26 protein-coding genes are annotated in these 25,018 nt (G+C 58.6%); 19 read left to right on the plus strand and 7 right to left on the minus strand.

What is annotated here, in order from left to right; genetic code table 11:
* Window positions 1–65 precede the first annotated feature (65 nt).
* A complete protein-coding gene (gene gshB, locus V8J84_RS14080) occupies window positions 66–1,007 on the plus strand; it encodes a glutathione synthase (RefSeq protein ID WP_339932262.1) in 942 nt (313 codons plus the stop codon).
* Here the strand turns inward: gshB and V8J84_RS14085 are convergent.
* Genes V8J84_RS14085 through cobU form a run of 4 tightly spaced genes read right to left on the minus strand, consistent with a single transcriptional unit; the run spans window position 1,004 to window position 4,597 of the window.
* Window positions 1,004–2,518, minus strand: coding sequence for a YifB family Mg chelatase-like AAA ATPase (locus V8J84_RS14085; RefSeq protein WP_339932264.1), 1,515 nt, complete (start codon window positions 2,516–2,518; stop codon window positions 1,004–1,006). The genes gshB and V8J84_RS14085 overlap by 4 nt on opposite strands.
* Before the next feature lie 57 nt (window positions 2,519–2,575).
* Window positions 2,576–3,445, minus strand: a complete 870-nt coding sequence (locus tag V8J84_RS14090) for a glutathione S-transferase (protein ID WP_339932266.1) — start codon at window positions 3,443–3,445, stop codon at window positions 2,576–2,578.
* A 57-nt stretch (window positions 3,446–3,502) separates the two neighbouring features.
* Window positions 3,503–4,078: a histidine phosphatase family protein gene (locus tag V8J84_RS14095; protein WP_339932268.1), complete on the minus strand. Its 576-nt coding sequence runs from the start codon at window positions 4,076–4,078 to the stop codon at window positions 3,503–3,505.
* A 3-nt stretch (window positions 4,079–4,081) separates the two neighbouring features.
* Window positions 4,082–4,597 carry a bifunctional adenosylcobinamide kinase/adenosylcobinamide-phosphate guanylyltransferase gene (cobU, locus tag V8J84_RS14100; protein WP_339932270.1) on the minus strand — a complete coding sequence of 172 codons (516 nt, stop codon included), beginning with the start codon at window positions 4,595–4,597 and terminating at the stop codon, window positions 4,082–4,084.
* A 91-nt stretch (window positions 4,598–4,688) separates the two neighbouring features.
* Here cobU and V8J84_RS14105 point away from each other — a divergent pair, with 91 nt between their 5' ends.
* From V8J84_RS14105 to dut, 3 genes are all read left to right on the plus strand, one after another.
* Window positions 4,689–5,567 carry an RNA polymerase factor sigma-32 gene (locus V8J84_RS14105; RefSeq protein WP_339932272.1) on the plus strand — a complete coding sequence of 293 codons (879 nt, stop codon included), beginning with the start codon at window positions 4,689–4,691 and terminating at the stop codon, window positions 5,565–5,567.
* A gap of 72 nt (window positions 5,568–5,639) precedes the next feature.
* Complete coding sequence (gene coaBC / locus V8J84_RS14110) at window positions 5,640–6,833, plus strand: bifunctional phosphopantothenoylcysteine decarboxylase/phosphopantothenate--cysteine ligase CoaBC (RefSeq protein WP_339932274.1); 1,194 nt, start codon at window positions 5,640–5,642, stop codon at window positions 6,831–6,833.
* 17 nt (window positions 6,834–6,850) lie between these two features.
* Complete coding sequence (dut, locus tag V8J84_RS14115) at window positions 6,851–7,282, plus strand: dUTP diphosphatase (protein WP_339933135.1); 432 nt, start codon at window positions 6,851–6,853, stop codon at window positions 7,280–7,282.
* Here the strand turns inward: dut and hemN are convergent, their stop codons facing one another.
* Entirely contained in the window at window positions 7,283–8,638 is a 1,356-nt protein-coding gene (gene hemN / locus V8J84_RS14120; protein ID WP_339932276.1) for an oxygen-independent coproporphyrinogen III oxidase, read from the minus strand.
* A gap of 50 nt (window positions 8,639–8,688) precedes the next feature.
* Between hemN and fnrL the strand changes: the two genes are divergently transcribed.
* The 13 genes from fnrL to V8J84_RS14185 all read left to right on the plus strand — a co-directional run bounded on the left by fnrL (window position 8,689) and on the right by V8J84_RS14185 (window position 22,497).
* A complete protein-coding gene (gene fnrL, locus V8J84_RS14125) occupies window positions 8,689–9,420 on the plus strand; it encodes a transcriptional regulator FnrL (protein ID WP_339932278.1) in 732 nt (243 codons plus the stop codon).
* 119 nt (window positions 9,421–9,539) lie between these two features.
* Window positions 9,540–11,162: a cytochrome-c oxidase, cbb3-type subunit I gene (gene ccoN, locus V8J84_RS14130; RefSeq protein ID WP_339933137.1), complete on the plus strand. Its 1,623-nt coding sequence runs from the start codon at window positions 9,540–9,542 to the stop codon at window positions 11,160–11,162.
* Between the two features lie 10 nt (window positions 11,163–11,172).
* Window positions 11,173–11,997, plus strand: coding sequence for a cytochrome-c oxidase, cbb3-type subunit II (gene ccoO, locus V8J84_RS14135; RefSeq protein WP_339932280.1), 825 nt, complete (start codon window positions 11,173–11,175; stop codon window positions 11,995–11,997).
* A 12-nt stretch (window positions 11,998–12,009) separates the two neighbouring features.
* Entirely contained in the window at window positions 12,010–12,246 is a 237-nt protein-coding gene (locus tag V8J84_RS14140; protein ID WP_339932282.1) for a cbb3-type cytochrome c oxidase subunit 3, read from the plus strand.
* Entirely contained in the window at window positions 12,239–13,102 is an 864-nt protein-coding gene (gene ccoP / locus V8J84_RS14145; RefSeq protein WP_339932284.1) for a cytochrome-c oxidase, cbb3-type subunit III, read from the plus strand. Before V8J84_RS14140 ends, ccoP begins: the two co-directional genes overlap by 8 nt.
* A gap of 145 nt (window positions 13,103–13,247) precedes the next feature.
* On the plus strand, window positions 13,248–14,798 hold the full coding sequence (gene ccoG / locus V8J84_RS14150) for a cytochrome c oxidase accessory protein CcoG (RefSeq protein ID WP_339932286.1): 1,551 nt from the start codon (window positions 13,248–13,250) through the stop codon (window positions 14,796–14,798).
* On the plus strand, window positions 14,795–15,265 hold the full coding sequence (locus V8J84_RS14155) for a FixH family protein (RefSeq protein WP_339932288.1): 471 nt from the start codon (window positions 14,795–14,797) through the stop codon (window positions 15,263–15,265). The genes ccoG and V8J84_RS14155 overlap by 4 nt, the downstream gene beginning before the upstream one ends.
* The gene (locus V8J84_RS14160; protein WP_339932290.1) at window positions 15,262–17,382 is read left to right on the plus strand and encodes a heavy metal translocating P-type ATPase; all 2,121 of its coding nucleotides are present in this window, start codon (window positions 15,262–15,264) and stop codon (window positions 17,380–17,382) included. Before V8J84_RS14155 ends, V8J84_RS14160 begins: the two co-directional genes overlap by 4 nt.
* The gene (gene ccoS / locus V8J84_RS14165) at window positions 17,379–17,519 is read left to right on the plus strand and encodes a cbb3-type cytochrome oxidase assembly protein CcoS (protein WP_339932292.1); all 141 of its coding nucleotides are present in this window, start codon (window positions 17,379–17,381) and stop codon (window positions 17,517–17,519) included. The genes V8J84_RS14160 and ccoS overlap by 4 nt, the downstream gene beginning before the upstream one ends.
* Before the next feature lie 107 nt (window positions 17,520–17,626).
* Window positions 17,627–18,682, plus strand: coding sequence for a HesA/MoeB/ThiF family protein (locus tag V8J84_RS14170; protein WP_339932294.1), 1,056 nt, complete (start codon window positions 17,627–17,629; stop codon window positions 18,680–18,682).
* A 58-nt stretch (window positions 18,683–18,740) separates the two neighbouring features.
* On the plus strand, window positions 18,741–19,526 hold the full coding sequence (locus tag V8J84_RS14175) for a transporter substrate-binding domain-containing protein (RefSeq protein ID WP_339932296.1): 786 nt from the start codon (window positions 18,741–18,743) through the stop codon (window positions 19,524–19,526).
* Between the two features lie 36 nt (window positions 19,527–19,562).
* Window positions 19,563–20,390, plus strand: coding sequence for an amino acid ABC transporter permease (locus V8J84_RS14180; RefSeq protein WP_339932298.1), 828 nt, complete (start codon window positions 19,563–19,565; stop codon window positions 20,388–20,390).
* Window positions 20,391–20,469: 79 nt separating this feature from the next.
* Entirely contained in the window at window positions 20,470–22,497 is a 2,028-nt protein-coding gene (locus tag V8J84_RS14185; RefSeq protein WP_339932300.1) for a M3 family metallopeptidase, read from the plus strand.
* Between the two features lie 162 nt (window positions 22,498–22,659).
* Here V8J84_RS14185 and V8J84_RS14190 read toward each other — a convergent pair whose 3' ends face one another.
* A complete protein-coding gene (locus tag V8J84_RS14190; RefSeq protein ID WP_339932302.1) occupies window positions 22,660–23,211 on the minus strand; it encodes an SH3 domain-containing protein in 552 nt (183 codons plus the stop codon).
* Between the two features lie 114 nt (window positions 23,212–23,325).
* Between V8J84_RS14190 and V8J84_RS14195 the strand changes: the two genes are divergently transcribed.
* Both V8J84_RS14195 and V8J84_RS14200 read left to right on the plus strand, forming a co-directional pair.
* Complete coding sequence (locus V8J84_RS14195) at window positions 23,326–24,312, plus strand: 2-hydroxyacid dehydrogenase (protein WP_339932304.1); 987 nt, start codon at window positions 23,326–23,328, stop codon at window positions 24,310–24,312.
* 90 nt (window positions 24,313–24,402) lie between these two features.
* Window positions 24,403–24,597 (plus strand): CsbD family protein, encoded by a 195-nt coding sequence (locus tag V8J84_RS14200; protein WP_339932306.1) that lies wholly within the window; start codon window positions 24,403–24,405, stop codon window positions 24,595–24,597.
* Between the two features lie 79 nt (window positions 24,598–24,676).
* On the opposite strand, the gene V8J84_RS14205 is transcribed toward V8J84_RS14200, so the two are convergent.
* On the minus strand, window positions 24,677–24,829 hold the full coding sequence (locus V8J84_RS14205; protein ID WP_339932308.1) for a hypothetical protein: 153 nt from the start codon (window positions 24,827–24,829) through the stop codon (window positions 24,677–24,679).
* Window positions 24,830–25,018: the final 189 nt, after the last annotated feature.

Here is a 25,018-nt window from a genome sequence, read left to right on the forward strand (position 1 = left end):
GCCATTGCGGCTTGCGATGCGATAGCCCATGTAATCTGCAAACGATCGCAGATGAAAGGCCCGCCATGACCCTCAAAGTTGCCATCCAGATGGACCCGATCGACGCGATCGACATCAACGCCGACAGCAGTTTCCGCATCGCCGAAGAAGCACAGTCACGCGGGCACGAGCTGTTCTACTATACGCCAGACAAGCTTGCCTATCGCGAGGGTAAGGTTCTGGCGCGCGGTTGGCCTTTGCATGTGCAACGGGTCGAAGGAGATCACTTCACACTTGGCGAAATGGCCGAAGTTGATCTGGCCGATTTCGATGTGGTCTGGTTGCGGCAGGACCCGCCATTTGACATGGGCTATATCACCACCACGCATATCCTTGATATGATCCGCGACACGACACTGGTCGTGAACAATCCCTTCTGGGTGCGCAACTACCCCGAAAAGCTGCTGGTTCTGGACTTTCCTGACCTCACCCCGCCCACGATGATTGCGCGCGATCTGCAAATGCTGCGCGATTTCCGGGACCAGCACGGGGATGTCATTCTCAAACCGCTTTATGGCAATGGTGGTGCGGGCGTGTTCAAGCTGTCGCGCGACGACAGTAACATCGCGTCGCTGCACGAGCTCTTCAGCGGTATTAACAACGAACCGCTGATCATGCAGAAATTCCTGCCGGATGTCAGCGCCGGCGATAAGCGGGTAATTCTAGTCGATGGAGAGCCTGTTGGCGCGATCAATCGTGTTCCGGCAAAGGGCGAGACGCGTTCAAACATGCATGTTGGTGGCCGCCCCGAGAAAGTGGACCTAACAGATCGTGATCGCGAAATCTGTGATCGGATCGGGCCACTTTTGCGCGAAAAGGGTCAGATTTTCGTGGGCATTGATGTGATCGGCAAATGGCTCACTGAAATCAATGTGACCTCTCCGACCGGCCTGCAAGAGCTTGAACGGTTTGACGGCACCAACGTGACGGCCAAAATCTGGGAAGCGATTGAAGGGCGGCTGACCTAGACCTCTTTGGTCATGGCCAGCCTGAAACTAACCGCCTCTGCGATGTGGGGATGGCGGACATCGGTTTCCCCTGCCAAATCGGCAATCGTGCGCGCCACGCGCAAAATGCGGTGATACCCGCGCGCGGACAGGCCAAAGCGATCAGCGATCTTCGCCAACAGGGCACGGCCTTCGGCATCAGGGGCCGCGATGCTGTCCAGCAGGTCGCCCTGCGCTTCTGCATTCACCCGCACGTCAGGCGCATTGGCAAATCGTTGGCTTTGCACATCACGTGCGGCGGTCACACGCGCCGCGATGACGGCTGAGCTTTCGCCAGATTGCGGCAGGTCCAAGTCGGTGAATGCAACGGGCGGCACCTCAACGCGCAAATCAAACCGATCCATTAGTGGCCCCGAAATGCGTCCAAGGTATTCCTCGCCGCAGATTGGTACGCGTGCGCAAGCCCGTGCCGGATCGGCCATGTAGCCGCAGCGGCAGGGATTTGCGGCAGCAACCAGCATAAAGCGGCAAGGGTATTTGACGTGAGCATTGGCACGTGCCACGACCACTTCGCCCGCCTCAATCGGTTGGCGCAATGTCTCCAAGACGGATCGCGGATATTCCGGAAACTCATCCATAAACAGCACGCCATTGTGCGCGAGTGATATTTCACCCGGTTTTGCGGTGCGGCCGCCACCCACGATGGCTGCCATCGAAGCCGTGTGGTGTGGCTCTCGAAACGGGCGTGTGCGGTTGATCCCGCCTGCATCCAGAAGCCCTGACAGCGAATGGATCATCGACGTTTCCAACGCTTCGGCTGCTGTCAGTGGCGGGAGGATGCCCGGCAGGCGAGAGGCGAGCATCGATTTCCCCGATCCCGGAGAGCCGACCATCAGCAAGTGATGACGGCCTGCTGCGGCAATTTCCAACGCGCGTTTGGCACGTTCCTGACCTTTCACCTCGGCCAGATCGCGGCTGGATGTGTCTGTCGACACCTCGCCGGGTGTGGCGGCAGACAAGATCGACTGACCGGAAAAGTGACGCACGGCATCGCCCAGTGTGCGTGGCGCGATGACATTGACCGCGGCAACCCAAGCTGCTTCTGCGCCACAATCGCGTGGACAGACAAGCGTTCGGTCCTCGGCCATTGCAGCCATCGCGGCGGGCAAGGCGCCAACAACAGGCACGAGCGTCCCATCAAGCGACAACTCCCCCAAGGCCACGGTTTGGCGGACGTCGTCTGCGGGAATGATTTCCAGCGCTGCAAGCAAAGCCAAGGCGATCGGCAGGTCGAAATGCGACCCTTCTTTCGGCATGTCGGCAGGCGACATGTTGATCGTGATCCGCTTGGAGGGCAGGGCGATGGACATCGCGCCTAACGCCGCGCGCACCCGTTCGCGTGCCTCAGACACGGCTTTGTCCGGCAAGCCCACAATCGCGAACGCGGGCATGCCGGGGGACACGGCGCATTGCACCTCAACCAGTTTTGCATCGATGCCGTCAAAGGCCACCGTATAGGCGACTGCCACCATTTCGTTCGTTCCCGTCAGCGTTAATAATGGTTAACGCACACAGGTCTTAGGGAATGGTTAACGCTGATAGAGTGCCATGAATTTTGGCCATGCCGCGGGGTCTGCTACGGTCTTGTCACGGCAAAATGCATTGCAGAACCCAAATATGCGGCCATCCAGTTCCATCAAATGCGTGACCGGATCGCCCGAATAAGGGCATGCATCGTTTTCGGCAACGCCCTGTTCCACTGGGCGCGCGTTCAAACGCTCCATTGGCCAGCCAAGATCGGTCAGATCAGAGGCATAGGGGAACGGATCGTAGGTCTTGGTTTCACCCATCGCGCGCCACTGGCGGAAAATCGGATCGGACAGTGTCGCGTCGATATAGGCCTGCGCGGCGTCATTGCGGGGCAGGCCATATGTCACGATCCGCGCAGCTACGGGGGCGTAGAACGCGTCAACAAAGCTGTAGTCACCGAACAGCCAAGGGCCGTCGCCGTTTCGCATGTTTCGGGCAAGCGCCCAAAGTTTTTCAATGCGTGCGACATCGGCCAGAACCGCATCGGACGCTTGAAATCCGTCCCACCGGTTGCGCAGGTTCATCGGACAGTCACCGCGTAATGCGGAAAAGCCACTGTGCATCTCGGCCATCAGGTTGCGGGCCATCACACGGGCCGCCGGATCGCTTGGATAGAGGGGCAGGTCGGGGTGGGCCTCGACCAATGTTTCGGCAATCGCCAGACTGTCGCCCACAACGTGGCCGTCCTGGGTTTGCAGCACTGGCACCGTGCGCGCGGGTGCCAAGTCAGCCAGATCCTGCTGCAATGTGCCGTCGTAAAGCCCCAGCATCTGTGTGCGATGGGGAATGGGAAAATGTTCCAGCATAAGCCAGCCACGCATGGACCAACTGGAAAAGGTGCGATCACCGATGAAAAGTTTGTAAGTCATGTGCAGACGTTACGTGTCTTGGCGATGTCTGGCCAATTCAGAAATGTGCGGTGTGCATCACGGGTTGTGATTGATTGCGCCGATGTGCCAGCGCGCCCCGTCATGCGTCATGTCAGTGATCGAAAGGTTGTCGATGGTGTGGGCCAGCGCGTGATAGGCAACGCCATCGGTCGCCCTTTGGATTTGCGTCATGATCACACCGATATGGGCCACGACGATCAGGTCCTGATCGGGCACTGCCTGTGCATGATGGTCAATCGCAGCATTCACGCGGGCAGCAACATCATTCCAGCTTTCGCCTTCGGGGGCTGAAATGTCGCCCGGTTGTTCCCAGAATGCGCGGCTGAGCACCGGATGACTTTCTGCCACCTGCGAAAAATGCTGGCCGTCCCAGATGCCAAAATCAAATTCGCGCAAAGCAGGATCGTGTGGCAGGCGCGTTTGTGATGGGGCGATAGCATCAGCCGTGGCAATCGCGCGTTGCAGGTCGGACGAAATGACATGCGCATCGTTTGGCAAATATGCTGCCACGCGGGCAATGTGATCTTTGTCCGACAAATCCGCCGGCACATCGCGCCAACCGGTAAATGCTTTCTGATGAGTGGGGCCGTGCCGGACTAACCAGACGCGCATCTGTTACCCTTTCAGCACAAGCGGCAAACCCGCCATGACAGCAACAACGCGGTCGGCAACTGCGGCAAGATCGCGGTTCAGCTTGCCTTGGGCGTTACGGAATTTACGCGACAGGGCGTTGTCGGGCACGATCCCTTGGCCCACCTCGTTCGACACAATGACAACAGGTGCCGGACAGGCCGCGATTGCAGCGATTAACTGTTCCGTGGCGGTATCGACGTCGTGGTCTCCCAGAACCAAATTGGTCAACCAAAGTGTCGCGCAATCAATCAGGATGACTTCGCCGCTTTCACGGTCCGACAACACCTTTGGCAGGTCCAGCGGCTCTTCAATTGTGTGCCAGCCTTTCCCCCGCATACGTTTATGTGCCGCGACTTTATCGGCCATTTCGGCATCATAAACTTCGGCGGTCGCAATATAAATGCGTTGTTCTGAACGGTTTTTTAACAAAGTTTCCGCGTAGTGCGATTTTCCAGAGGCGGCACCACCCAGTACGAAGGTCAATTTAGGCAATGACATTTAGCAACTTTATCTGATCCAGCGGAGTTAAGACTGCGTAACTGAATAAAACGACCACGAAAACCCGTGGTTGACGATCGGGAGATACATCATGGCTTTTGACGGACTTTCAGACCAAGCATTCTCGCGCACCGCAATGAAAGCAGAGTTGCTTGACGCGGAAACAGAGCTTGCTCTTGCTTATGCGTGGCGCGACCAACGTGATGAAAAAGCCCTGCATCGCCTGATCACAGCCTACATGCGGCTTGCGATTTCGATGGCCTCCAAGTTCAAGCGCTACGGCGCCCCGATGAACGACCTGATCCAAGAGGCGTCTGTTGGCCTGATGAAGGCCGCCGACAAGTTTGACCCGGATCGGGGCGTGCGTTTCTCGACATACGCCGTATGGTGGATCAAGGCATCTATCCAAGACTATGTGATGCGCAACTGGTCGATGGTGCGCACCGGGTCCACATCTTCGCAAAAGTCGTTGTTTTTCAATCTGCGCCGCGTGCAGGCCCGTCTGGAGCGTGAAGCCGCCGCAGAGGGCAAAGTCCTTGAGGGGCACGTGATGCGCGAATTGATCGCGGTTGAAGTAGGCGTGCCGATCCATGACGTCGAGATGATGATGGGCCGCCTGTCTGGCTCTGACTTTTCGCTGAATGCGACACAATCGGCAGAGGACGAAGGCCGCGAGTGGATTGACGCGCTGGAAGACGATGGCGTGCAGGCGGAAGAGCAGATCGAGGCGGATCACGACAGTGAAACACTGCGCCGCTGGCTGCTGTCCGCGCTGTCCGATCTGAACGAGCGCGAGCGCTTTATCGTGCGTGAACGCAAGCTGCGTGAAGACCCCCGCACATTGGAAAGCCTTGGCACAGAGCTTGGCCTATCGAAAGAGCGGGTGCGCCAGCTTGAGGCAGCGGCATTCGGTAAGATGCGCCGCACGCTGGAAGACAACAACTCCGAGGTGCTGGCGCTGCTGCACTAGCAGGCGCTGCACATTGTCATTGCGCAGCATTGCGGCCTACAGTCTGTCGAACACTGATGGACGGGGGCCAAAATGCTGGCTGACAAGCATATTCTTTTGATCATCGGCGGCGGGATTGCCGCATTCAAATCGCTTGATCTGATCCGGCGGCTGCGCGAACGCGGCTGTCAGGTCACGCCCGTTCTGACCCGTTCCGGCACCGAATTTGTCACGCCGCTCAGCGTGTCAGCGCTGTGTGGGACGAAGGTTTTTCGGGACCTGTTCGACCTCACCGATGAGGCCGAGATGGGCCACATCGAACTGTCACGTGCCGCCGATCTCATCGTGGTGGCACCCGGCACGGCAGATCTTATGGCTAAGATGGCGGGCGGCTTGGCCAATGATTTGGCCTCCACCGTCCTTTTGGCAACCGACAAGCGCGTGCTGGTTGCGCCTTCGATGAATGTGCGGATGTGGGACCACCCTGCAACCCGGCGCAATCTGGAGACGCTGCGTGGCGATGGCATCCTGTTTGTCGGTCCAAATGAAGGTGACATGGCTTGTGGTGAATATGGCCCCGGGCGCATGGCAGAGCCGCTTGAGATCGTGTCGGCGATTGAAACCGCGCTGGCGGACGGTCCTTTGAAGGACAAGCACATCGTCGTCACATCCGGCCCGACCCATGAACCGATTGATCCGGTGCGTTATATTGCTAACCGGTCATCCGGCGCGCAGGGCACGGCGATTGCGACCGCTCTTGCGGGTTTAGGTGCCACGGTGACGTTTATCACAGGGCCTGCCGACGTGCCGCCGCCCTCTGGTGTGACGGTTGTGCCTGTGCAAACGGCAGCGCAGATGCAGGCGGCAGTTGACGCGGCCCTTCCGGCTGATGCGGCGGTGTTTGCGGCTGCGGTTGCCGATTGGCATGTGTCCAACGCGTCAGACGCCAAGATCAAGAAAGACAAATCTGGCCTGCCGACACTGGAATTTGCCGAAAATCCCGACATCCTCGCGTCCGTATCGCAGCGCAAAAAAGACCGCCCACAGCTTGTGGTCGGGTTCGCAGCCGAGACAAATGATGTCATCGCAAACGCCACGGCCAAGCGGCAGCGCAAGGGGTGCGACTGGATCGTTGCCAACGATGTGTCGCCTGAAACAGGGATCATGGGCGGCACCGAAAACGCGGTCACAGTGATTTCGGCGGCAGAGCAAGAGGCTTGGCCGCGCATGGATAAAGACGCGGTTGCCCGCAGGCTTGCCCAAAAAATCGCGGATGCGCTGACGTGACCCAGCCGGTGCAGTTCATGCGCAGCGCGGGAAACGCGGACCTTCCGCTGCCGGCTTACGCGACATCCGGTGCTGCGGGAATGGACTTGCGCGCCTTTCTCCCTGACGGGCCGATTGCGTTTGTCCACGGTCAGCTTGAATTGATCTCAACAGGCTTTCATGTCGCCTTGCCGCCAGGCACCGAGATGCAAATCCGTCCCCGATCCGGTCTGTCGCTCAAGCACGGATTTATCCTGCCAAATGCCCCCGGCACGGTTGATGCGGATTACCGCGGGATTGTCATGGTGGGCCTGTATTATCTCGGGCATGAGGGCTTTACGATCAGCCACGGCGACAGGATCGCCCAAGCTGTCATCGCGCCAGCCCCTCAATATCAGGTGGCGGAAGTCGACGCCCTTGATGACACCCTGCGTGGCAGCGGCGGTTTCGGGTCCACGGGACTGTCCTGATCAGATTGCGGCAGAATGCGCGGTCTGACTGCTGGTGAAACTGTCCACGAAACTTGCGATAATCCGCACAAGCGGTTTTGCATTATCGAGGATAATTAAACCGTCCGCGCTTGTCAGAAAAATGCCCGGAAATGCGTCCAGAAGGGATAAGCGGGTGTCTTCGATGATCTCGGCCATATCCGGGAAATCGGCGCCAAGGCTGGTTGCATCAAAACAGAAACGGCACATCAGGTCTTCGACAATTTGGGATGTTAGATCATCTGCGTGATCCATCCGGTAACCTTTTTGCCCAGCAAGCCCGCCAGAGGCGATCCGTTCCTGATAGGCCGACGTGGCGGGCGCGTTGTGCACAAATCCCTGCGGAAACCGCGAAATCGCCGACGCGCCCAGCCCGATCAGGGCCTCGCTTTGGTCGTCTGTATAGCCCTGAAAATTGCGCCGGAGCGTGCCAGCCTGATCGGCCTTGTAAAGACTGTCGGTTGGAAGGGCGAAGTGATCAATGCCGATGGGCGCGTAGCCCAGAGCCGTGAAATGCGCGTGCGCCTGTTCGGCGAGCCAGAACCGTTTCTCCGGACCGGGGAGTGCTTCGCCGTCGATCATCACCTGTCGTTTGGACATCCATGGCACATGCGCGTAGCCGTAAATCGCCAACCGGTCGGGTTTGAGTTCAGCCACCTGATCAAGCGTGGCCTGAAAGCTGGATTTGGTCTGAAAGGGCAGCCCGTAAAGCAGATCAACATTCAGACTTTGCACACCAAGATCGCGGAGCAGCGCGATGACATCGCGGGTTTGCTCAAAGGACTGCAGTCGACCAATCGCGCTTTGTACTTTCTCGGCAAAGTCTTGCACGCCAACGCTGGCACGGTTCATCCCGTAATTGGCAAGTGTGCGCAGCAAATCAGGGGCCGCTTCTGTCGGGTCAATCTCTACAGAAAACTCATAGTCGTCAGCCTTGGGGAAAGCCGCGTAAACGGCATCGAGCAGGTTTGCCATGGTGTCGGGCGGCAGGATGCTTGGCGTGCCGCCACCAAGGTGGAGCCGCCCCATTTTGACGTCCTTTGGCAGCAGATCGCGCACCAGCGACAGTTCTTTCAGCAAATACTGCACGTAGGCATCCACCGGGCGCATTGTCCGGGTGCCTTGCGTGCGGCAGGCACAAAACCAACATAACCGCTTGCAGAATGGAATGTGGATATAGACCGAGATTACAGAGCCGTCCGTGACGGTTTGCAGCCAGTCCGCGTGAAATTGATGGCCTATGCCATTGGCGAAATGATTGGCGGGCGGATAGCTTGTGTATCGCGGTACCCTTGCGTCAAATAGCCCAAAGCGCCGAAGTGTGTCGATCTTTTCCATGTGACCCGTTATAAAGCCACGAACGCCAACGACTTTGATACAGATCAAGCATGACGATAAACATTCCCGGTGCCGTGAAATGCGGTGATTGTCCCATCAGGCACCGCGCAGTTTGCGCCAAGTGCGATACTGATGAGTTGGCGATGCTTGAGGGCATGAAATCCTACAAAAAATTTGCCACAGGCGACACGATCTTGTGGCGTGGCGAACCGCTTAGCTTTGTTGCTTCGGTGGTCGACGGGGTCGCGTCGCTGTCCAAGACCATGGAAGATGGCCGGACACAGATGGTTGGCCTTTTGTTGCCGTCCGACTTTATTGGCCGTCCGGGCCGCGCTCAGGTTGAGTTTGATGTGGTGGCAACCACGGATGTGGTGCTTTGCTGTTTTGACCGTAAACCGTTCGAGCGTCTGGTCGATGAAACACCGCATGTGGCCCAACGCCTGATGGAACTGGCACTGGACGAACTGGATGCGGCACGCGACTGGATGCTGTTGCTGGGCCGCAAAACGGCGCGCGAAAAGATCGCCACCTTCATTGAAATGCTGGCACGGCGGTCGCAGACAAGCGGCCCGAACGGATCCCGCATTTCTGTGTTGCCGATGACGCGCGACCAGATTGCCAACTACCTTGGCCTGACGCTGGAAACAGTGAGCCGCCAATTCAGCGCGCTGAAAAAAGACGGCATCATAGATTTCTCGGACCGAAAGCACGTAGAGGTCATTGATCTGGTGGCCCTGCGGGACGCAACCGGCGACGACTCTGACGGCGGAATGATCGTCTGATCCAGCGGTTTTCGCGGCGATATTGATTCAGATCAAAGAGATGGCGCCGACCACCCCTTAGCAACAACCCTGCGAACAGGAGCGTCTTTGCGATGCTCTTTGATTTTGAGGGTATTGCTATGGACTACTTCAAGCTTGTCATTCTTGGCATTGTGACCCTGATTGCCGCGATCGCCGCCAGTTGGGCGCAGGATCTCGCGTATCAGGTGCATGCCTTGCTGATCATGGTAATTGGATTTGCCATGTTCATCTGGGTTTTGCGTCACACAGACGAACCAAAAACTGCTATCGTCGAAGATGGCGCCTATTTTGACGGTGTCATTCGGGCGGGCGTGATTGCCACTGCGTTCTGGGGCATCGCAGGATTTCTGGTGGGGACGTTTATCGCGTTCCAACTGGCGTTTCCGCAGCTCAATTTCGATTGGGGGCAGCCGTTCACCAACTTTGGCCGCTTACGCCCGCTACACACCAGTGCGGTGATTTTTGCGTTTGGTGGCAACGCCCTGATCGCAACATCCTTTTACGTCGTGCAACGCACCAGCGGTGTCCGTCTTTGGGGTGGTAATCTGGGATGGTTCGTTTTCTGGGGTTACCAGCTCTTTATCGTGCTGGCCGCGACTGGCTACCTCTTGGGTGCGACGCAGTCCAAAGAATACGCAGAGCCTGAATGGTACGTCGATATCTGGCTGACCATCGTTTGGGTGGCTTATCTCGTCGCGTTCCTGGGCACGATCTATATGCGGAAAGAGCGCCACATCTACGTGGCCAACTGGTTCTTCCTCGCCTTCATCGTGACCGTTGCGATGCTGCATATCGTCAACAACCTGTCGATCCCTGTGTCGATCTGGGGCAGCAAATCCGTGCAGGTCTTTTCGGGCGTGCAGGATGCGATGACGCAGTGGTGGTATGGCCACAACGCCGTGGGCTTCTTCCTGACCGCGGGCTTCCTTGGGATGATGTACTACTTCATCCCCAAGCAGGCCGAACGTCCGATCTATAGCTACAAGCTGTCGATCATCCACTTTTGGGCGCTGATCTTCCTTTATATCTGGGCCGGTCCACACCACCTGCACTACACCGCGTTGCCTGACTGGGCATCGACCCTTGGCATGGTGTTCTCGATCATCCTTTGGATGCCGTCGTGGGGTGGTATGATCAACGGTCTGATGACGCTGCAAGGCGCGTGGGACAAGTTGCGCACCGATCCAATCATGCGGATGTTTGTTCTGTCGCTTGGCTTCTACGGCATGTCCACATTCGAGGGTCCGATGATGTCGATCCGCGCTGTGAATTCGCTCTCGCACTACACAGACTGGACCATTGGTCACGTGCACTCTGGCGCGCTGGGCTGGAACGGCATGATTACATTTGCCTGCATCTATTTCCTGACACCTAAATTGTGGGGCCGGAAACAGATGTATTCCATGTCCGCGATCAACTGGCACTTCTGGTTGGCAACGCTGGGTATCGTTCTTTACGCGGCATCCATGTGGGTCACCGGCATCATGGAAGGCCTGATGTGGCGCGAGGTCGATGACCAGGGTTTCCTCGTCAACTCCTTCGCCGACACCGTGAGCGCCAAGTTCCCGATGTATGTGGTGCGCGGTCTGGGCGGTGTCCTGTTCCTCAGCGGTGCTTTGCTGATGTGCTGGAATATGTGGATGACGATTCGTGGCGGCAAGCCTGCCACGGCCCCCATCCCCGGCGCATCTGTCACACCTCACGCAACCCCTGCAGAATAAGGAGCGGATCATGGCACCTAATGATAAAATCCCAGATCCCGCCGACGACCCGAAGGTCAGCCAACTGTCTGACTTCCCTGACGAGATCCCCAACGAATTGCCGCAACACTCGGCAATCCTGAGCAAGCACGCCATCCTTGAGAAAAGCCCGACGCTGTTGCTGACCTTCTCCTTATTGGTCGTGACAATCGGGGGTATCGTCGAGATCGCGCCATTGTTCTGGCTCGAAAACACGATCGAGGAAGTCGAAGGCGTACGCCCCTATAGCCCGCTGGAACTGGCAGGGCGCGACATCTATATCCGTGAAGGCTGTTATGTCTGTCACTCCCAGATGATCCGCCCGATGCGCGACGAGGTGGAACGCTACGGTCACTACAGCCTTGCGGCGGAAAGTATGTACGACCACCCACACCAGTGGGGGTCCAAACGCACAGGGCCGGATCTGGCCCGCGTGGGTGGCCGCTATTCGGACGCATGGCATGTGGATCACCTGATGGACCCGCAGTCGGTTGTACCCGAAAGCATCATGCCGAAATACGCGTTTCTGGCTGATGCCGTGCTGGATGGCGACAATATCGAGGCCTTGCTGGCGACACACCGTATGGTGGGTGTTCCGTATGAGGATGACCACATCGCCAGTGCGTCTGCAGATTTCAGAGTGCAGGCCGATCCGGACGGGGATTGGGATGCGCTGGTCGAACGCTATCCGGGTGCGGTGGTGTCCAACTTTGACGGCCAGCCAGAGCTGACCGAGATGGATGCGCTGATCGCCTATCTGCAAATTCTGGGCACGATGGTCGACTTCTCGACCTTCACACCAGACGCAAGCCGCTAGGAGGGCACGGAAATGGAAACCTATACTCTCTTACGTGAAATTGCCGATAGCTGGGTGCTGCTGGCCATGTTTATGTTCTTTCTGGGTGTCGGTGTCTGGGCCTTTCTGCCCAGTCAGGCCCGCAACCGCGAAGACGCCAGCCTGATCCCGTTCCGCAACGATAACCCGAAGGCCAAATGCAGCGGCACATGCGCGTCCTGCAAATGCGCCGACGATGCGCTCAACTTCAAGGAGCCACGCAATGTCTAATCGCAAGATTGATAAGGAAACCGGGATCGAGACCACCGGCCATAGCTGGGACGGGATCGAAGAACTGAACAGTCCTTTGCCGCGCTGGTGGCTCTGGACCTTCTATCTGACCATCGTCTGGGGGATCGGTTATGTGATCGCCTATCCTGCTTGGCCGATGGTGTCGGGTGCGACAGCCGGTGTCTTGGGTTACTCCACCCGTGGTGAGGTTGCACAGGATATCGCAGACCACGAGGCCAAGAATGCGTCGCTTGTTGCGGCACTGAATAACGCCGATCTTGCAGCGCTTGCCCCCGGTGATGACCTGCATCGCTATGCAGTGGCAAGGGGCGACTCTGTCTTTGCGGCGCAGTGTAGCCAATGCCACGGCTCTGGTGCGGCGGGTGCGTTGGGCTATCCGAACCTTTTGGACAATGACTGGCTTTGGGGTGGAGACATCGAAAACATCGCCTACACTGTCCGCCACGGTATCCGTAACGATCAGGACTTTGACTCGCGGTATTCGCAGATGCCGGCCTATGGCGATCTGTTCGACCGCGACGAGATCAAAGCCGTTGTCGAATACGTGACAAGCCTGTCATCAGACAACGTCGACGCCACGCTTGTCGCGGCAGGCGAGCCGCTGTTCTACGACAACTGTGCAGCCTGTCACGGCGATGAGGGGTTGGGCAACCGTGATTTGGGTGCGCCGAACCTTGCGGATGCGATCTGGCTCTACGGTGGGGACCGCGAAGCGCTGGAATACACCGTGCGCAACGCGCGGTTCGGCGTGATGCCCCCATGGGGACAACGCCTGTCAGAAGAAGATGTGCGTGCAGTTTCGGTCTATGTTCACAGCCTTGGTGGCGGTGAGTAAGACCGGAGGGGCTGCCTCCCCTGGCAGCCCAAACCCGAAGCGGCCCTGTTCGCAAACTAAGCCGCTTCGGGCCGTTGCTTGATCCAGATCAAGGCAACCGATGGCCCTCTGTCCTAATCTGACAGTGCGAACAGGAAACCAATCAATGTCAGAAGCACCACTCTACGCTCCGCAAGAGCCGATTTTTCCACGCCGCGTGTCCGGCCCGTTCCGCCGCTTCAAGTGGTGGATCATGCTGTTTACACTGGGTATTTATTATCTGACGCCGTGGATCAGATGGGACCGCGGCCCGAACCTGCCCGATCAGGCGGTCTTGATCGATCTGTCCACGCGGCGATTCTATTTCTTCTGGATCGAGATTTGGCCGCATGAGTTTTACTTCGTCGCAGGCCTGCTGATTATGGCGGGCCTTGGTCTGTTTCTTTTCACATCCGCGCTGGGCCGCGTCTGGTGCGGCTATGCCTGCCCGCAGACCGTCTGGACCGATCTGTTTATACTTGTTGAACGCTGGATCGAAGGCGACCGCAACGCGCGGGTGCGGCTTTACAAGGCCAAGTGGGATCTCAAAAAGTGGCGACTGCGGATCACCAAATGGGTGGTCTGGATGGCGATTGCTGTGGCCACAGGCGGTGCGTGGGTGTTCTATTTTGCCGACGCGCCCACACTGCTGCGCGATCTGGTCACGCTCAACGGCCATCCCGTTGCATACATCACCATCGCGATCCTGACGGCGACCACGTTCCTATTTGGTGGCTTTCTGCGCGAGCAGGTCTGCATCTACATGTGTCCTTGGCCGCGTATTCAGGCCGCGATGATGGACCCCGACACGATCACTGTTGCTTACCGCGAATGGCGCGGGGAGCCACGCGGCAAAGGCAATGTACGCAAACGCGACCGCGCTGCCGCCGAAAAGGCCGAGCGCGAGGCGCAGGCGGCAGGCGATGGCCAAACCGTTCGTTACAAAGCGACACCCTATCCCAATCGCCCGTTGCAGGTAGGTGGCACGCCCACCCTGACCGCGATGGTCGAAGAGCATGGCGATTGTATTGATTGCATGGCCTGCGTGAACGTCTGCCCGATGGGGATCGACATTCGCGACGGGCAGCAGATGGAATGTATCACATGTGCCCTGTGCATCGACGCTTGCGATGACGTGATGGCCAAGATCGGCAAACCGCGCGGCCTGATCGACTATCTGGCGCTGTCGGATGAAGAGGCCGAACGCGCGGGTGAGGCGCCGAAGCCCATCTGGCAACACGTCTTCCGGCCCCGCACGCTGGTTTACACCGCAATGTGGGCCGCGATTGGCCTTGGGCTGGTCTATGCGCTGTTCATCCGCTCGGACATCGAACTGACGGTCAGCCCTGTGCGTAATCCGACCTTTGTGATGCAGTCCGACGGATCAATCCGTAACATCTATGACGTGCGCCTGCGCAACAAGACAGGCGAGGATCGCGAACTGCATCTAAGCCTGACCAGCGATGCCACCCTGCGCATCGATCTGGAAGGCGGCGGACGGGATTTGTCTGTCGACGTGCCTGCCGACACAACGATCCTGCAGCGGGTCTATGTCACAGCACGGCCACAAGACCCTGCCGCGACCACCGATATGACAGCGCTGCGGTTCTGGGTCGAAGACCTTGAGAGCAATGAACGCGCCAGCATCCCCAGCACCTTTAACGGGAGAGACCAATGACCACGCAAACACCACCCGTCCGCGAGATCAAAGGCTGGCATGTCTTTGCAGGTTTCGCCGTCGCCTTTGGCATCATCATCACGGTGAACCTGACGCTGGCCTTCAACGCTGTGCGCACGTTTCCGGGGCTTGAGGTCAAAAACTCCTACGTCGCAAGTCAATCGTTCGACGTGGATCGTACCGCGCAGCTTGCGCTGGGCTGGGACGTGTCCGCCACGCTTGAGGGTAAGGTGCTATCGCTTTTCATCATGCAAGACGGCACCGCCATCGCGCCCCAGATAACCGAGGCTACCTTTGGCCGCGCGACCCACGTGGGGCAAGACGAAAGCCCAGTCTTCAGCTTTGACGGCACCGCGCTGCGGGCTGATGTGGCGGGCGGTGCTGGCAACTGGAACCTGCGTCTGAAAGCGATTGCCGATGACGGCACACCGTTTCAGCAGCGCGTGATCGTGCGGGCGGTCAGATGACCGCCGTCTGCCCTGCCTGCGTCGCTGGCCCCACGCCAGAGGATATTGCGGCGGCGAGCCCCGGATTGCAGTTTTCGCTGCCCACGATCCACTGCGCGGCCTGCATCGGTAAGATTGAACGCGGCCTTGCAACTCTGCGCGGTGTGCAGGGCGTGCGCGTGAACCTGTCGCTCAAACGGTTGACCGTGAACGGGCAGGTGGGGGTTGAGACTGTGCAGGCGGCCCTGACAGATCTGGGCTTTGAGAGCTATCCGCTGGATGCGCAGGCGCTGAATACGTCGCGCGATGATCGCGAACGCGCGCTGCTGACCCGCATGGCCGTGGCCGGTTTTGCGATGATGAATATCATGTTGTTGTCGGTTGCGGTGTGGTCGGGCGCCACTGATGCGACCCGCGATCTGTTCCATCTGATTTCTGCGGCAATCGCCTTGCCTGTCATCATGTATTCCGGCCAGCCGTTTTTTACGAACGCATGGTCCGCCCTGAAAGTGCAGCGCCTGAATATGGATGTGCCGATTTCGCTGGCGATCCTGCTGGCCGCTGGCAGTTCGCTTTATGAAACCCTGCACGGCGGGGAGCATGCCTATTTCGACGCAGCCGTCGCACTCACTTTCTTCCTGCTGATCGGGCGCTATATGGACCACCGCACGCGGTCTGCGGCACGATCTGCTGCGAAAGAACTGACGGCGCTTGAGGTGCACCAGGCCGACCGGATCACCGACGGAGCCGTGCAATCCGTGCCTGTCGCCCAACTGGCTGTGGGTGACACGATCCTTGTGCCTTGCGGCGCGCGGGTGCCTGTCGATGGTGTTTTACAATCGCAGGCCGCTCTGATGGACCGATCATTCCTGACTGGTGAAAGTGCTGCCATTTCGCTCGAAAGCGGCGCTGTTTTGCAAGCAGGCGAGATCAATTTGACCGCCCCGTTCGAGATGCGTGCCACTGCTGTGGGCGAGGATACGACACTGCGCCAGATGGCTGCTCTTGTTGAAACCGCTGAAAACGGGCGCAACAGTTACACCGCTTTGGCCGATAAGGCCGCGGCACTTTATGCGCCGCTGGTCCACATCCTGTCGTTCGTGGCGTTCCTTGGTTGGTATGTCTTCACCGGCGATATGCGCCAGTCCATCAACATTGCGATTGCGGTTCTGATTATCACGTGTCCCTGCGCGCTGGGTCTTGCCGTGCCTGCGGTCTCAACCGCCGCGATCAGCCGGATGTTCAGCGCGGGCTTTCTGGTCAAACACGCCACCGCACTGGAACGTCTGGCCGAGGTGACAACCGTTGTCTTCGACAAGACCGGAACGCTGACCCGCCCCTCTGTCGCTGCGATCAGCCGATTGCTTTCGCAAGATCAGGCCATTGCAAAGGCGCTGGCGCAAGCATCCCACCACCCGCTGTCCCGCGCCATCGTCGCCGCATTGCCTGATGTCCAAGCCGCTAAAATTTCCGATGTGCATGAGGTGCCCGGCCAAGGCGTGACCGCCACTTGGAATGGTCTAGTCGTGCGTTTGGGGCGTGGCGCGTGGCTTGGCGCTGATTTCGATGGGTTGGGCCTGCGGGTCGGGGCGACCGCGCCGCAAATGATCGAAGCACCTGAAGCATTGCGTGAGGGTGTGCTGGAAGCCTTGGACGACATTGATCTTCCATGCGAGGTCGTAACCGGCGACACCGCCGCCGCCGCCGATGCATTGGCCCGCAAGATTGATCTGCCCGTGCTGGCCGACGCCCGCCCCGCCGACAAACTGGGGCGGTTGGATGCTTTGGCGGCACAAGGCCACAAGGTTCTCATGGTTGGCGATGGCCTGAATGACACAGCGGCCCTTGCCTCAGCCCATGCTTCCATCGCGCCTGCCGCCGCACTTGAGGCATCGCGCAGCGCGTCCGATATCGTGATCCTGAAGGAAAGCTTTGCTGACCTGCCGCTCATGATCCGCGTGGCGCGTGGTGCCAGCCGTCTTGCACACCAGAACTTCACGATCGCGACGGTCTACAACGTCATCGCCGTGCCGGTTGCGATTGCAGGCTACGCATCCCCGCTGATCGCCGCCTTGGCGATGTCGGCGTCGTCGATTACCGTATTGTTGAATTCCCAACGGATCAGGTGGATTAAATGAATGTTCTTGTCATACTTATCCCCGTGTCGCTGATCCTTGGCGGCATCGGCCTTGTGGCGTTTCTCTGGACTGTCCGGTCGGATCAATATGATGATGCCCAAGGCAACGCGGCACGCATCCTGTTGGACGACGACTAGTCACGCGCATTTTTGGGGTTGGTGTCCAGCCATTTCCGCCTAGGTTGAAAGGCCAGAACAGCCTCAGACAGGGACGATGCGGTCATGCCAGCCGATAGGACAATCCGATGATCATGGTGGCCGCGATGGCGGCGGTCCTGTGGGGGACGGGCATGGCGATGGGCGCACCGCACCGCGCCCGCTGGATCATGATCGGGCTGCTTTTGGTCGCGGTGATGTTTGTGCAGGTTGTCCTGCCAGACGGTCATCCGTTACGCGAGGCAACAGGCGGTGACGCGCGGCTTTGGGCGCTGGTGCTGGCTGCCGCCGGATTTGTCTGGATTTACCGTCAATTCCTCGGCGCTGTGAAAGGCCGGATCGCAGCCCACGATGCACCCGATCCTGCGCCCGCCCAAAAGGGCAGTTTCTCTGACACCGAACTGAACCGCTACGCCCGCCACATCGTGCTGCGCGAGGTGGGAGGCACCGGTCAGAAGGCGCTGAAAGACGCAAAAGTGCTGGTCGTCGGGGCAGGCGGGCTTGGGTCGCCAGTGTTGCAATACCTGGCAGCGGCTGGTGTCGGGACCATCGGCGTGATTGATGACGATATTGTCGAGAATGCCAATCTGCAACGGCAGGTGATCCATCTTGATGACCGGATCGGTTTGCCAAAGGTCCATTCCGCTGCCGAAGCCATGCGCGCGCAAAACCCGTTTGTCAGCGTGAAAGCCTATCACCGCAGGTTGGATGACAGTGTCGCGCCCGAGCTTTTTGCAGAATATGATCTGGTGCTTGACGGGTCGGACAATTTTGACACACGCTATCTGGTGAACGAGACTTGTGTGGCAGGGGGCATCCCCCTGATCGCGGCGGCCCTGACCCAATGGGAAGGGCAGATCTGCGTTTATGACCCTGCCAATGGTGCGCCGTGTTTTGCCTGCATCTTTCCCGACCGGCCTGAACCCGCGCTGGTGCCAAGTTGCGCCGAGGCGGGCGTCATCGGCCCGTTGCCGGGTGTAATCGGTTCCATGATGGCGGTTGAGGCCGTTAAGCTGATTACCGGCGCGGGTGATGTGCTGCGGGGACGTTTGATGATTTATGATGCGCTTTATGCAGACACTCGCACGATCACGGCCAAACGACGACCCGATTGCGCAGTTTGCGGTGGGTCGCACTTGTCTTAACGTCAGGCTTGGGCATAGTCGGCGTCAAATATCTGCAATCTGCCACTGGAGAACCACCATGAAACTGATCGCTTCCCTAGCTGCTGCCACACTGATCGCCGCCCCTGCGCTTGCAGACGGGCACCTGCCTGATCTCGGTGGACAGGAAATTGTCGTTGTCACTGAAAACGCCTATCCGCCGCTTCAATTCATCGACGGAAATGGTGAGGCTGTGGGCTGGGAATATGACGCGATGGCCGAGATCGCCAAGCGGATCAACGCCACAGTGACCTACGAAAACATCAGCTGGGATGCGATGATCCCTGCTGTGTCCGAAGGCCAGTTCGACATGGGCATGACAGGCATCACGATCCGCGAGGATCGTGCAGAGATCGTTGATTTTTCCGACACCTACATGACATCGGAAATGGTGATGATGGTGCGCGGTGATGAAGATCGCTTTACCGATGCCGCGTCCTTTGCCGCTAACGACGATCTGCTGATGGCCGCACAGCCCGGCACGACACCGTTTTACGTTGGCGTCTATGACGTGCTTGACGGTGACGAGGCAAACCCGCGTATCCAGCTGATGGAAACCTTCGGCGCGACCGTGCAGGCTTTGCGCACTGGCGACGTGGATCTGGTGCTGACGGATGGCACAGCTGGAAATGGCTATGTGGACGCGTCCGATGGTGGCCTCAAAATCATTGGTGAAAAGCTGGGCACAGAAGACTTTGGTTTCATCTTCCCGCAAGGATCGGAATTTGTGGAGCCGATCAATGCAGCCATCGCCGATATGCAGGCCGATGGCACAATCGAGGCGCTGAACACCAAGTGGTTCCTTGAGTATAAACTGGGTGAATAAGCATCGGCGGCGGGGTCAAACCCCGCCCTACCATCAATGATCCCCTCATCCCCTGACGACAAAGATTTCCCCTGGTGGCTGCTGATCGTGGTGGCCACCGGGGCCTATTTGTTCTGGCAGGTCTTCACGGTTGAGGTCTATTCTCGCGTGCTGGACACACTGACGCGGGGCATATGGGTGACGGTCTATGTCACCATCGTCGCCTACTTCAGTGCCTGCGTGATCGGGCTGGGGCTTGCGGTTGCGGCAATGTCGCGCTCGCTCATCCTGCGGCAGGCGGCACGGCTTTATGTTGAGGTCGTGCGCGGTATCCCTATCATCGTGCTGCTGCTTTACGTGGCCTTCGTGCTAGCCCCCGCCATGGTTGCGGGCTGGAACTGGGTTGCGGGCTGGAACTGGGTCGCGGATGCGCTGGGCTTTGATCCGATCCGCACACGCGATTTCTCGCTCCTCTGGCGGGCGGTGATCGCTCTGACCATCGCCTATTCGTCGTTTCTGGCAGAGGTATTTCGGGCAGGCCTGCAATCGGTTGATCAGGGCCAGATCGAAGCTGCCGAGGCGCTGGGCCTCAATCGCTGGCAACGGTTTCGCCACATTGTATTTCCCCAAGCCTTCCGCACGATCCTGCCGCCCTTGGGCAACGATTTTGTTGCGATGGTGAAGGACTCATCGCTTGTCTCTGTGTTGGGCGTGACGGACGTGACGCAACTGGGCAAAGTGCTCGCTGCGGGCAATTTCCGGTATTTCGAGACGTATAACGTCGTGGCGCTAGTCTATCTGACGATGACGATCACCCTGTCGCTTGGCTTGCGCCGGTTTGAGAAATACTTGCGGCAGCGACCCGACGTTCGTGCGGATTTTTGAGTATTTTTGGCAAAATGATACAAGGGTTGCTTTCAAGTGGCCCTTGTCGCGCCTAGCTTGATGTCAAAGGAGAATTACTATGACAAACCCGCTGCTCGCTGACTGGGAGACGCCTCACGGGCTGCCGCCGTTTGATGCGATTTCTGACGATGATTTCAGCCCCGCCGTTGATCAGGCACTTGAAAACGCCCGCGCTGCGATTGCCGAGATTGCGGAAAATGCAGATGCGCCGACTTTCGATAACACGATTGCCGCGATGGAACTTGCCGAGGTCGAGTTGGGCCGTGTGCTGGGCGTTTTTTATGGCGTTGCAGGTGCCGACAGCAATCCCAAGCGCGAGGAATTGCAGCGCGAGTTTGGTCCGAAGCTGAGCGCGTTTGGCTCTGAGATTACCGAGAACAAGACGCTGTTTGCGCGGGTTGAAGCGCTGTGGACTGATCGCGAAAACCTTGATCTGACGGATGAACAGCAGCGTGTGTTGATGCTGACGCGGCGCGGTTTTGTCCGGCAGGGCGCACTGTTGGAAGGTGATGGGGCAAAGCGCCTGCGAGAGGTAAAGGCGCGGCTGTCGGTGTTGGGGACGCAATTCACGCAAAACTTGCTGGCGGATGAACGTGAATGGGTGATGCCACTGGCCGAGGACGAGCTGGAAGGTCTGCCCGATTTTGTGATCGCCACAGCACGTGGCGCGGGTGCTGAAAAGGACGCTGGCGGGCCGGTTGTGACGCTGTCACGGTCGCTGATCGTGCCGTTCCTGCAGTTCTCTCCGCTGCGCGATTTGCGGCAGAAGGCCTATGAAGCATGGGTGTCGCGCGGCGCAAACGGTGGTGACACCGATAACCGCGCGATTGCTGCCGAGACGCTGGCCCTGCGTGAAGAGCGGGCCAAGCTTTTGGGCTATCTTGATTTCGCTACCTACAAGCTTGAAACCGAAATGGCGGGCACGCCGGACGCGGTGCGCGATCTGTTGATGCAGGTCTGGACGCCGGCCAAAGCGGCCGCCGAAGAAGATGCGGAGAAACTGACCCGCATGCTACATTCTGACGGGTTCGACGGGCGGTTGGAGGCGTGGGACTGGCGCTATTATTCCGAAAAGCGTCGTCAGGCAGAGCACGATCTGGATGAGGCGGCGCTTAAACCCTACCTACAGTTGGACCGTATGATCGAGGCTCAGTTTGCCTGTGCGAACCGCCTGTTCGGGCTCGAATTCGCCCCGCTTGACGGCCCCGTCTATCATCCTGATGTGCGCCTGTGGGACGTGACCCGCGATGGCGAACATGTTGCTGTGTTCATCGGCGATTATTTTGCGCGCGGCTCAAAGCGTTCCGGCGCGTGGTGCATGGCGATGCAGTCGCAGAACCGGATGGAGGGCGAGGTCCGCCCGCATGTCGTCAATGTCTGCAACTTTGCCAAACCTGTGGAGGGCAAGCCCGCGCTTCTGTCCTATGATGACGCGCGGACGTTGTTCCACGAGTTTGGCCACGCGCTGCATCAGATGTTGTCGGACGTCACATATGAAAGCGTGTCAGGCACATCCGTGGCGCGCGATTTCGTGGAACTGCCGAGCCAGCTTTATGAGCACTGGCTGGAAGTGCCCGAGGTACTGGCCGAGTTTGCGACACACGCTGATACAGGCGAACCGATGCCTGAGGACATGTTGCAACGCATGCTGGATGCCGCGACCTATGACATGGGTTTCCAGACGGTTGAGTACGTGTCGTCCGCGTTGATTGATCTGGAATTCCACAATGGTGCTGCTCCTGCTGATCCGATGCAGAAGCAGGCCGAAGTGCTGGAGCGGATTGGCATGCCTCACGCCATTCGTATGCGCCACGCAACGCCACACTTTGCGCATGTCTTTGCGGGCGACGGGTATTCCAGCAGTTATTACAGCTACATGTGGTCCGAGGTGATGGACGCCGATGCCTTCGCAGCCTTCGAAGAGGTGGGCGATCCTTTTGATCCCGCGCTTGCCAAACGGCTGGAGGAAACGGTGCTGTCATCGGGCGGATCGCAGGACGCGGCTGCCCTTTACGAGGCATTCCGCGGACGGATGCCTGGTGTTGACGCATTGCTCAAAGGACGTGGGCTTGGTGTCGAGGCCTGAAGACGCTTGCCCCTGCGCGTTTCATCGCGCGCAGGGCAACCCCTATAGAACTGGACTAACAGTGCAGGTCGATGAGGTTTTTGCCGGTTACAGCGAATTGACGGTGATGTGCGAAGGCGTTGGGCGGCAGTATCATGTGCCGCAATACCACTGGGATCGCGCTTAGTCGCGCACCTCGTCGGCGGCGACACCCCAAAGTGCTGTCTTGGGTGCCCAGCCGCGATATCCGCCAGCCTCAAGCCGGCACCAGTCCAGTGTGCACTCATCCAGCGACGCAACCACGCCTGCCTCAAGCACCACGGTTTCGGGGGATTGCGCATCTGCACGGCTGCGCAGTGACAGCATGTTTTGGTCGTTGATTACGGTTCGCTGGCCCGACAACAGTCGGAAGTGGACCCAGCCCCCCATACCATCGCGATCTACCACGCGCCGCCAATGGCCGTATTCCGCAACAACACGCACCGGCATGGACCGACGCTGGAATACCCAGTCAATGCGATGCGACAGCGATGGCCCGCGCCGCACGTTCACCTCGTCGCGCTTCAGCGACACATAACGCGGCAGTGGAAGATTGGACTCAGGTCCAATCGTGGGGGAAGCCGTTGTCGCCGCAGCGGCCTGTGTGACCTGCTGCGCACTGACAGGCGCGGAGGGCAAAACAGCGAGGCAGAACACCCAAACGGATGCCGCAAGACAAGCGAACACGTTTTTCAAGATCAACCTGCTTTCTTCACTGCTCTTTTCTTGGCGCGGGTTCTTGTGCCTCGCGTCCCTTACAGGCACCTTGACCGGAAACGTGCTGCGTTTTCAAGCAAGGGAGAGAGTGTCATGCCAGGTAAGCGGCTAAGTGTTGTTGTTACGCGACGGTTACCCGAAGCGGTTGAAACGCGCATGTCAGAGCTCTTTGATGTGACGCTGCGCACAGATGATACGCCCATGACGCGTGACCAGATTGCCGATGCCATGCAGGGTGCAGATGTGCTGGTGCCGACGATTACCGATACGATTGATGCCAAGCTTTTGGGGCAGGCGGGTGACAGGCTCAAGCTGATCGCAAACTATGGCGCTGGCGTAGATAACATTGATGTAGAGACAGCCCGTCAGCGCGGTATTCTGGTCAGCAACACCCCCGGTGTCATGACCGATGATACGGCTGATATGACGCTGGCCCTGATCCTTGCCGTGACACGCCGTATCCCCGAAGGCCTGCGGACGATGCAAGCTGGCGATTGGGACGGCTGGGCACCCACCGCGATGATGGGTGGACGGATTGCGGGACGGCGCCTTGGTATTCTTGGCATGGGCCGGATCGGGCAGGCCGTCGCGCGGCGTGCACAGGCGTTCGGGATGCAGGTGCATTACCACAACCGCAAGCGCCTGCGCCCGGAAATTGAAGAGGCGCTTGAGGCCACGTATTGGGAAAGCCTCGACCAGATGGTCGCGCGCATGGACGTGATGTCGATCAACTGCCCGCACACCCCATCCACATTTCACCTGATGAACGCACGGCGGCTCAAGCTGATGAAACCTGACGCTGTGATCGTGAACACATCGCGAGGCGAGGTGATTGACGAAAACGCACTGACGCGGATGCTCCGGTCAGGCGAAGTGGCCGGTGCCGGTCTGGACGTGTTTGAACGCGGCGCCGAGATCAATCCGCGCCTGCGAGAGCTGTCGAATGTCGTCTTGTTGCCGCATATGGGATCGGCCACCGTCGAGGGCCGGATCGAGATGGGCGAGAAAGTTATCATCAACATCAAGACCTTCGATGATGGCCACCGTCCGCCTGATCTTGTTGTGCCCGGAATGCTCTAGTTTCTTGGAACTTTCACGCCTTGCCTGCGTTGTTTTACCAGAAGCGAAGTGGCGCCGAAGCGCCGCACCCTTAAGTGAAGGAGAACAGCGATGAACTGGGACCAGATTCAAGGCAACTGGAAAGAATACAAAGGCAAAGCCCAAGCGAAATGGGGCGAGCTGACAAACGACGAGCTGGACGAAGTGCAAGGTGACCGCACCGCGCTGGAAGGCAAAATCCAGCAGAAGTACGGCAAGACCAAAGAGCAAGCGAAAGAAGAAGTCGATAGCTGGCTCGCCAACTAAACCTTCGTCTCTGCCAAGACATCAAGGGTCAGGCGCATCAGCGTCTGGCCTTTTTTTCGTGTCAGGACAGTAGTTTGGGTTAGCGCGGGCCTAATGCCGGCGTTGCATAGTTGGATGCGGAAAACCGCAACATGTCATTATCAGCCCGTTCAGCGATAAAGCTGTCGGGGGATGCGGCACAGGCACCTAGCAATACAGACGCGACCATTGCCGCCAAAAGCGTGCGGGTCATAGCGAAACTCTCCTCAATCTGCACCTCTTATGGGTGCTGACAGTTAAACTAGCATAAATTGGTAAACTTGTCGCGAAATTCTGTGCACATGGCACATCGCGTTGCAAAAATGCCCGCAAGACCAATCGGGTAAGGGGCGTTGTCGGTTTTTTGCCAAACTTGGTCGGCTGGTTCTGTCGTGCTTTTCCG

It is taken from the genome of Yoonia sp. 208BN28-4 (assembly GCF_037543925.1).
In the GTDB taxonomy this organism is placed as follows: Bacteria; Pseudomonadota; Alphaproteobacteria; order Rhodobacterales; family Rhodobacteraceae; genus Yoonia.

Bases quoted from the DNA above. Each gene is read 5' to 3' on its own strand.
- gshB (WP_339932262.1), top strand. From the start codon at position 66: ATGACCCTCAAAGTTGCCATCCAGATGGACCCGATCGACGCGATCGAC.
- V8J84_RS14085 (WP_339932264.1), bottom strand. From the start codon at position 2,518: ATGGTGGCAGTCGCCTATACGGTGGCCTTTGACGGCATCGATGCAAAA.
- V8J84_RS14090 (WP_339932266.1), bottom strand. From the start codon at position 3,445: ATGACTTACAAACTTTTCATCGGTGATCGCACCTTTTCCAGTTGGTCC.
- V8J84_RS14095 (WP_339932268.1), bottom strand. From the start codon at position 4,078: ATGCGCGTCTGGTTAGTCCGGCACGGCCCCACTCATCAGAAAGCATTT.
- cobU (WP_339932270.1), bottom strand. From the start codon at position 4,597: ATGTCATTGCCTAAATTGACCTTCGTACTGGGTGGTGCCGCCTCTGGA.
- V8J84_RS14105 (WP_339932272.1), top strand. From the start codon at position 4,689: ATGGCTTTTGACGGACTTTCAGACCAAGCATTCTCGCGCACCGCAATG.
- coaBC (WP_339932274.1), top strand. From the start codon at position 5,640: ATGCTGGCTGACAAGCATATTCTTTTGATCATCGGCGGCGGGATTGCC.
- dut (WP_339933135.1), top strand. From the start codon at position 6,851: ATGCGCAGCGCGGGAAACGCGGACCTTCCGCTGCCGGCTTACGCGACA.
- hemN (WP_339932276.1), bottom strand. From the start codon at position 8,638: ATGGAAAAGATCGACACACTTCGGCGCTTTGGGCTATTTGACGCAAGG.
- fnrL (WP_339932278.1), top strand. From the start codon at position 8,689: ATGACGATAAACATTCCCGGTGCCGTGAAATGCGGTGATTGTCCCATC.
- ccoN (WP_339933137.1), top strand. From the start codon at position 9,540: ATGGACTACTTCAAGCTTGTCATTCTTGGCATTGTGACCCTGATTGCC.
- ccoO (WP_339932280.1), top strand. From the start codon at position 11,173: ATGGCACCTAATGATAAAATCCCAGATCCCGCCGACGACCCGAAGGTC.
- V8J84_RS14140 (WP_339932282.1), top strand. From the start codon at position 12,010: ATGGAAACCTATACTCTCTTACGTGAAATTGCCGATAGCTGGGTGCTG.
- ccoP (WP_339932284.1), top strand. From the start codon at position 12,239: ATGTCTAATCGCAAGATTGATAAGGAAACCGGGATCGAGACCACCGGC.
- ccoG (WP_339932286.1), top strand. From the start codon at position 13,248: ATGTCAGAAGCACCACTCTACGCTCCGCAAGAGCCGATTTTTCCACGC.
- V8J84_RS14155 (WP_339932288.1), top strand. From the start codon at position 14,795: ATGACCACGCAAACACCACCCGTCCGCGAGATCAAAGGCTGGCATGTC.
- V8J84_RS14160 (WP_339932290.1), top strand. From the start codon at position 15,262: ATGACCGCCGTCTGCCCTGCCTGCGTCGCTGGCCCCACGCCAGAGGAT.
- ccoS (WP_339932292.1), top strand. From the start codon at position 17,379: ATGAATGTTCTTGTCATACTTATCCCCGTGTCGCTGATCCTTGGCGGC.
- V8J84_RS14170 (WP_339932294.1), top strand. From the start codon at position 17,627: ATGATCATGGTGGCCGCGATGGCGGCGGTCCTGTGGGGGACGGGCATG.
- V8J84_RS14175 (WP_339932296.1), top strand. From the start codon at position 18,741: ATGAAACTGATCGCTTCCCTAGCTGCTGCCACACTGATCGCCGCCCCT.
- V8J84_RS14180 (WP_339932298.1), top strand. From the start codon at position 19,563: ATGATCCCCTCATCCCCTGACGACAAAGATTTCCCCTGGTGGCTGCTG.
- V8J84_RS14185 (WP_339932300.1), top strand. From the start codon at position 20,470: ATGACAAACCCGCTGCTCGCTGACTGGGAGACGCCTCACGGGCTGCCG.
- V8J84_RS14195 (WP_339932304.1), top strand. From the start codon at position 23,326: ATGCCAGGTAAGCGGCTAAGTGTTGTTGTTACGCGACGGTTACCCGAA.
- V8J84_RS14200 (WP_339932306.1), top strand. From the start codon at position 24,403: ATGAACTGGGACCAGATTCAAGGCAACTGGAAAGAATACAAAGGCAAA.
- V8J84_RS14205 (WP_339932308.1), bottom strand. From the start codon at position 24,829: ATGACCCGCACGCTTTTGGCGGCAATGGTCGCGTCTGTATTGCTAGGT.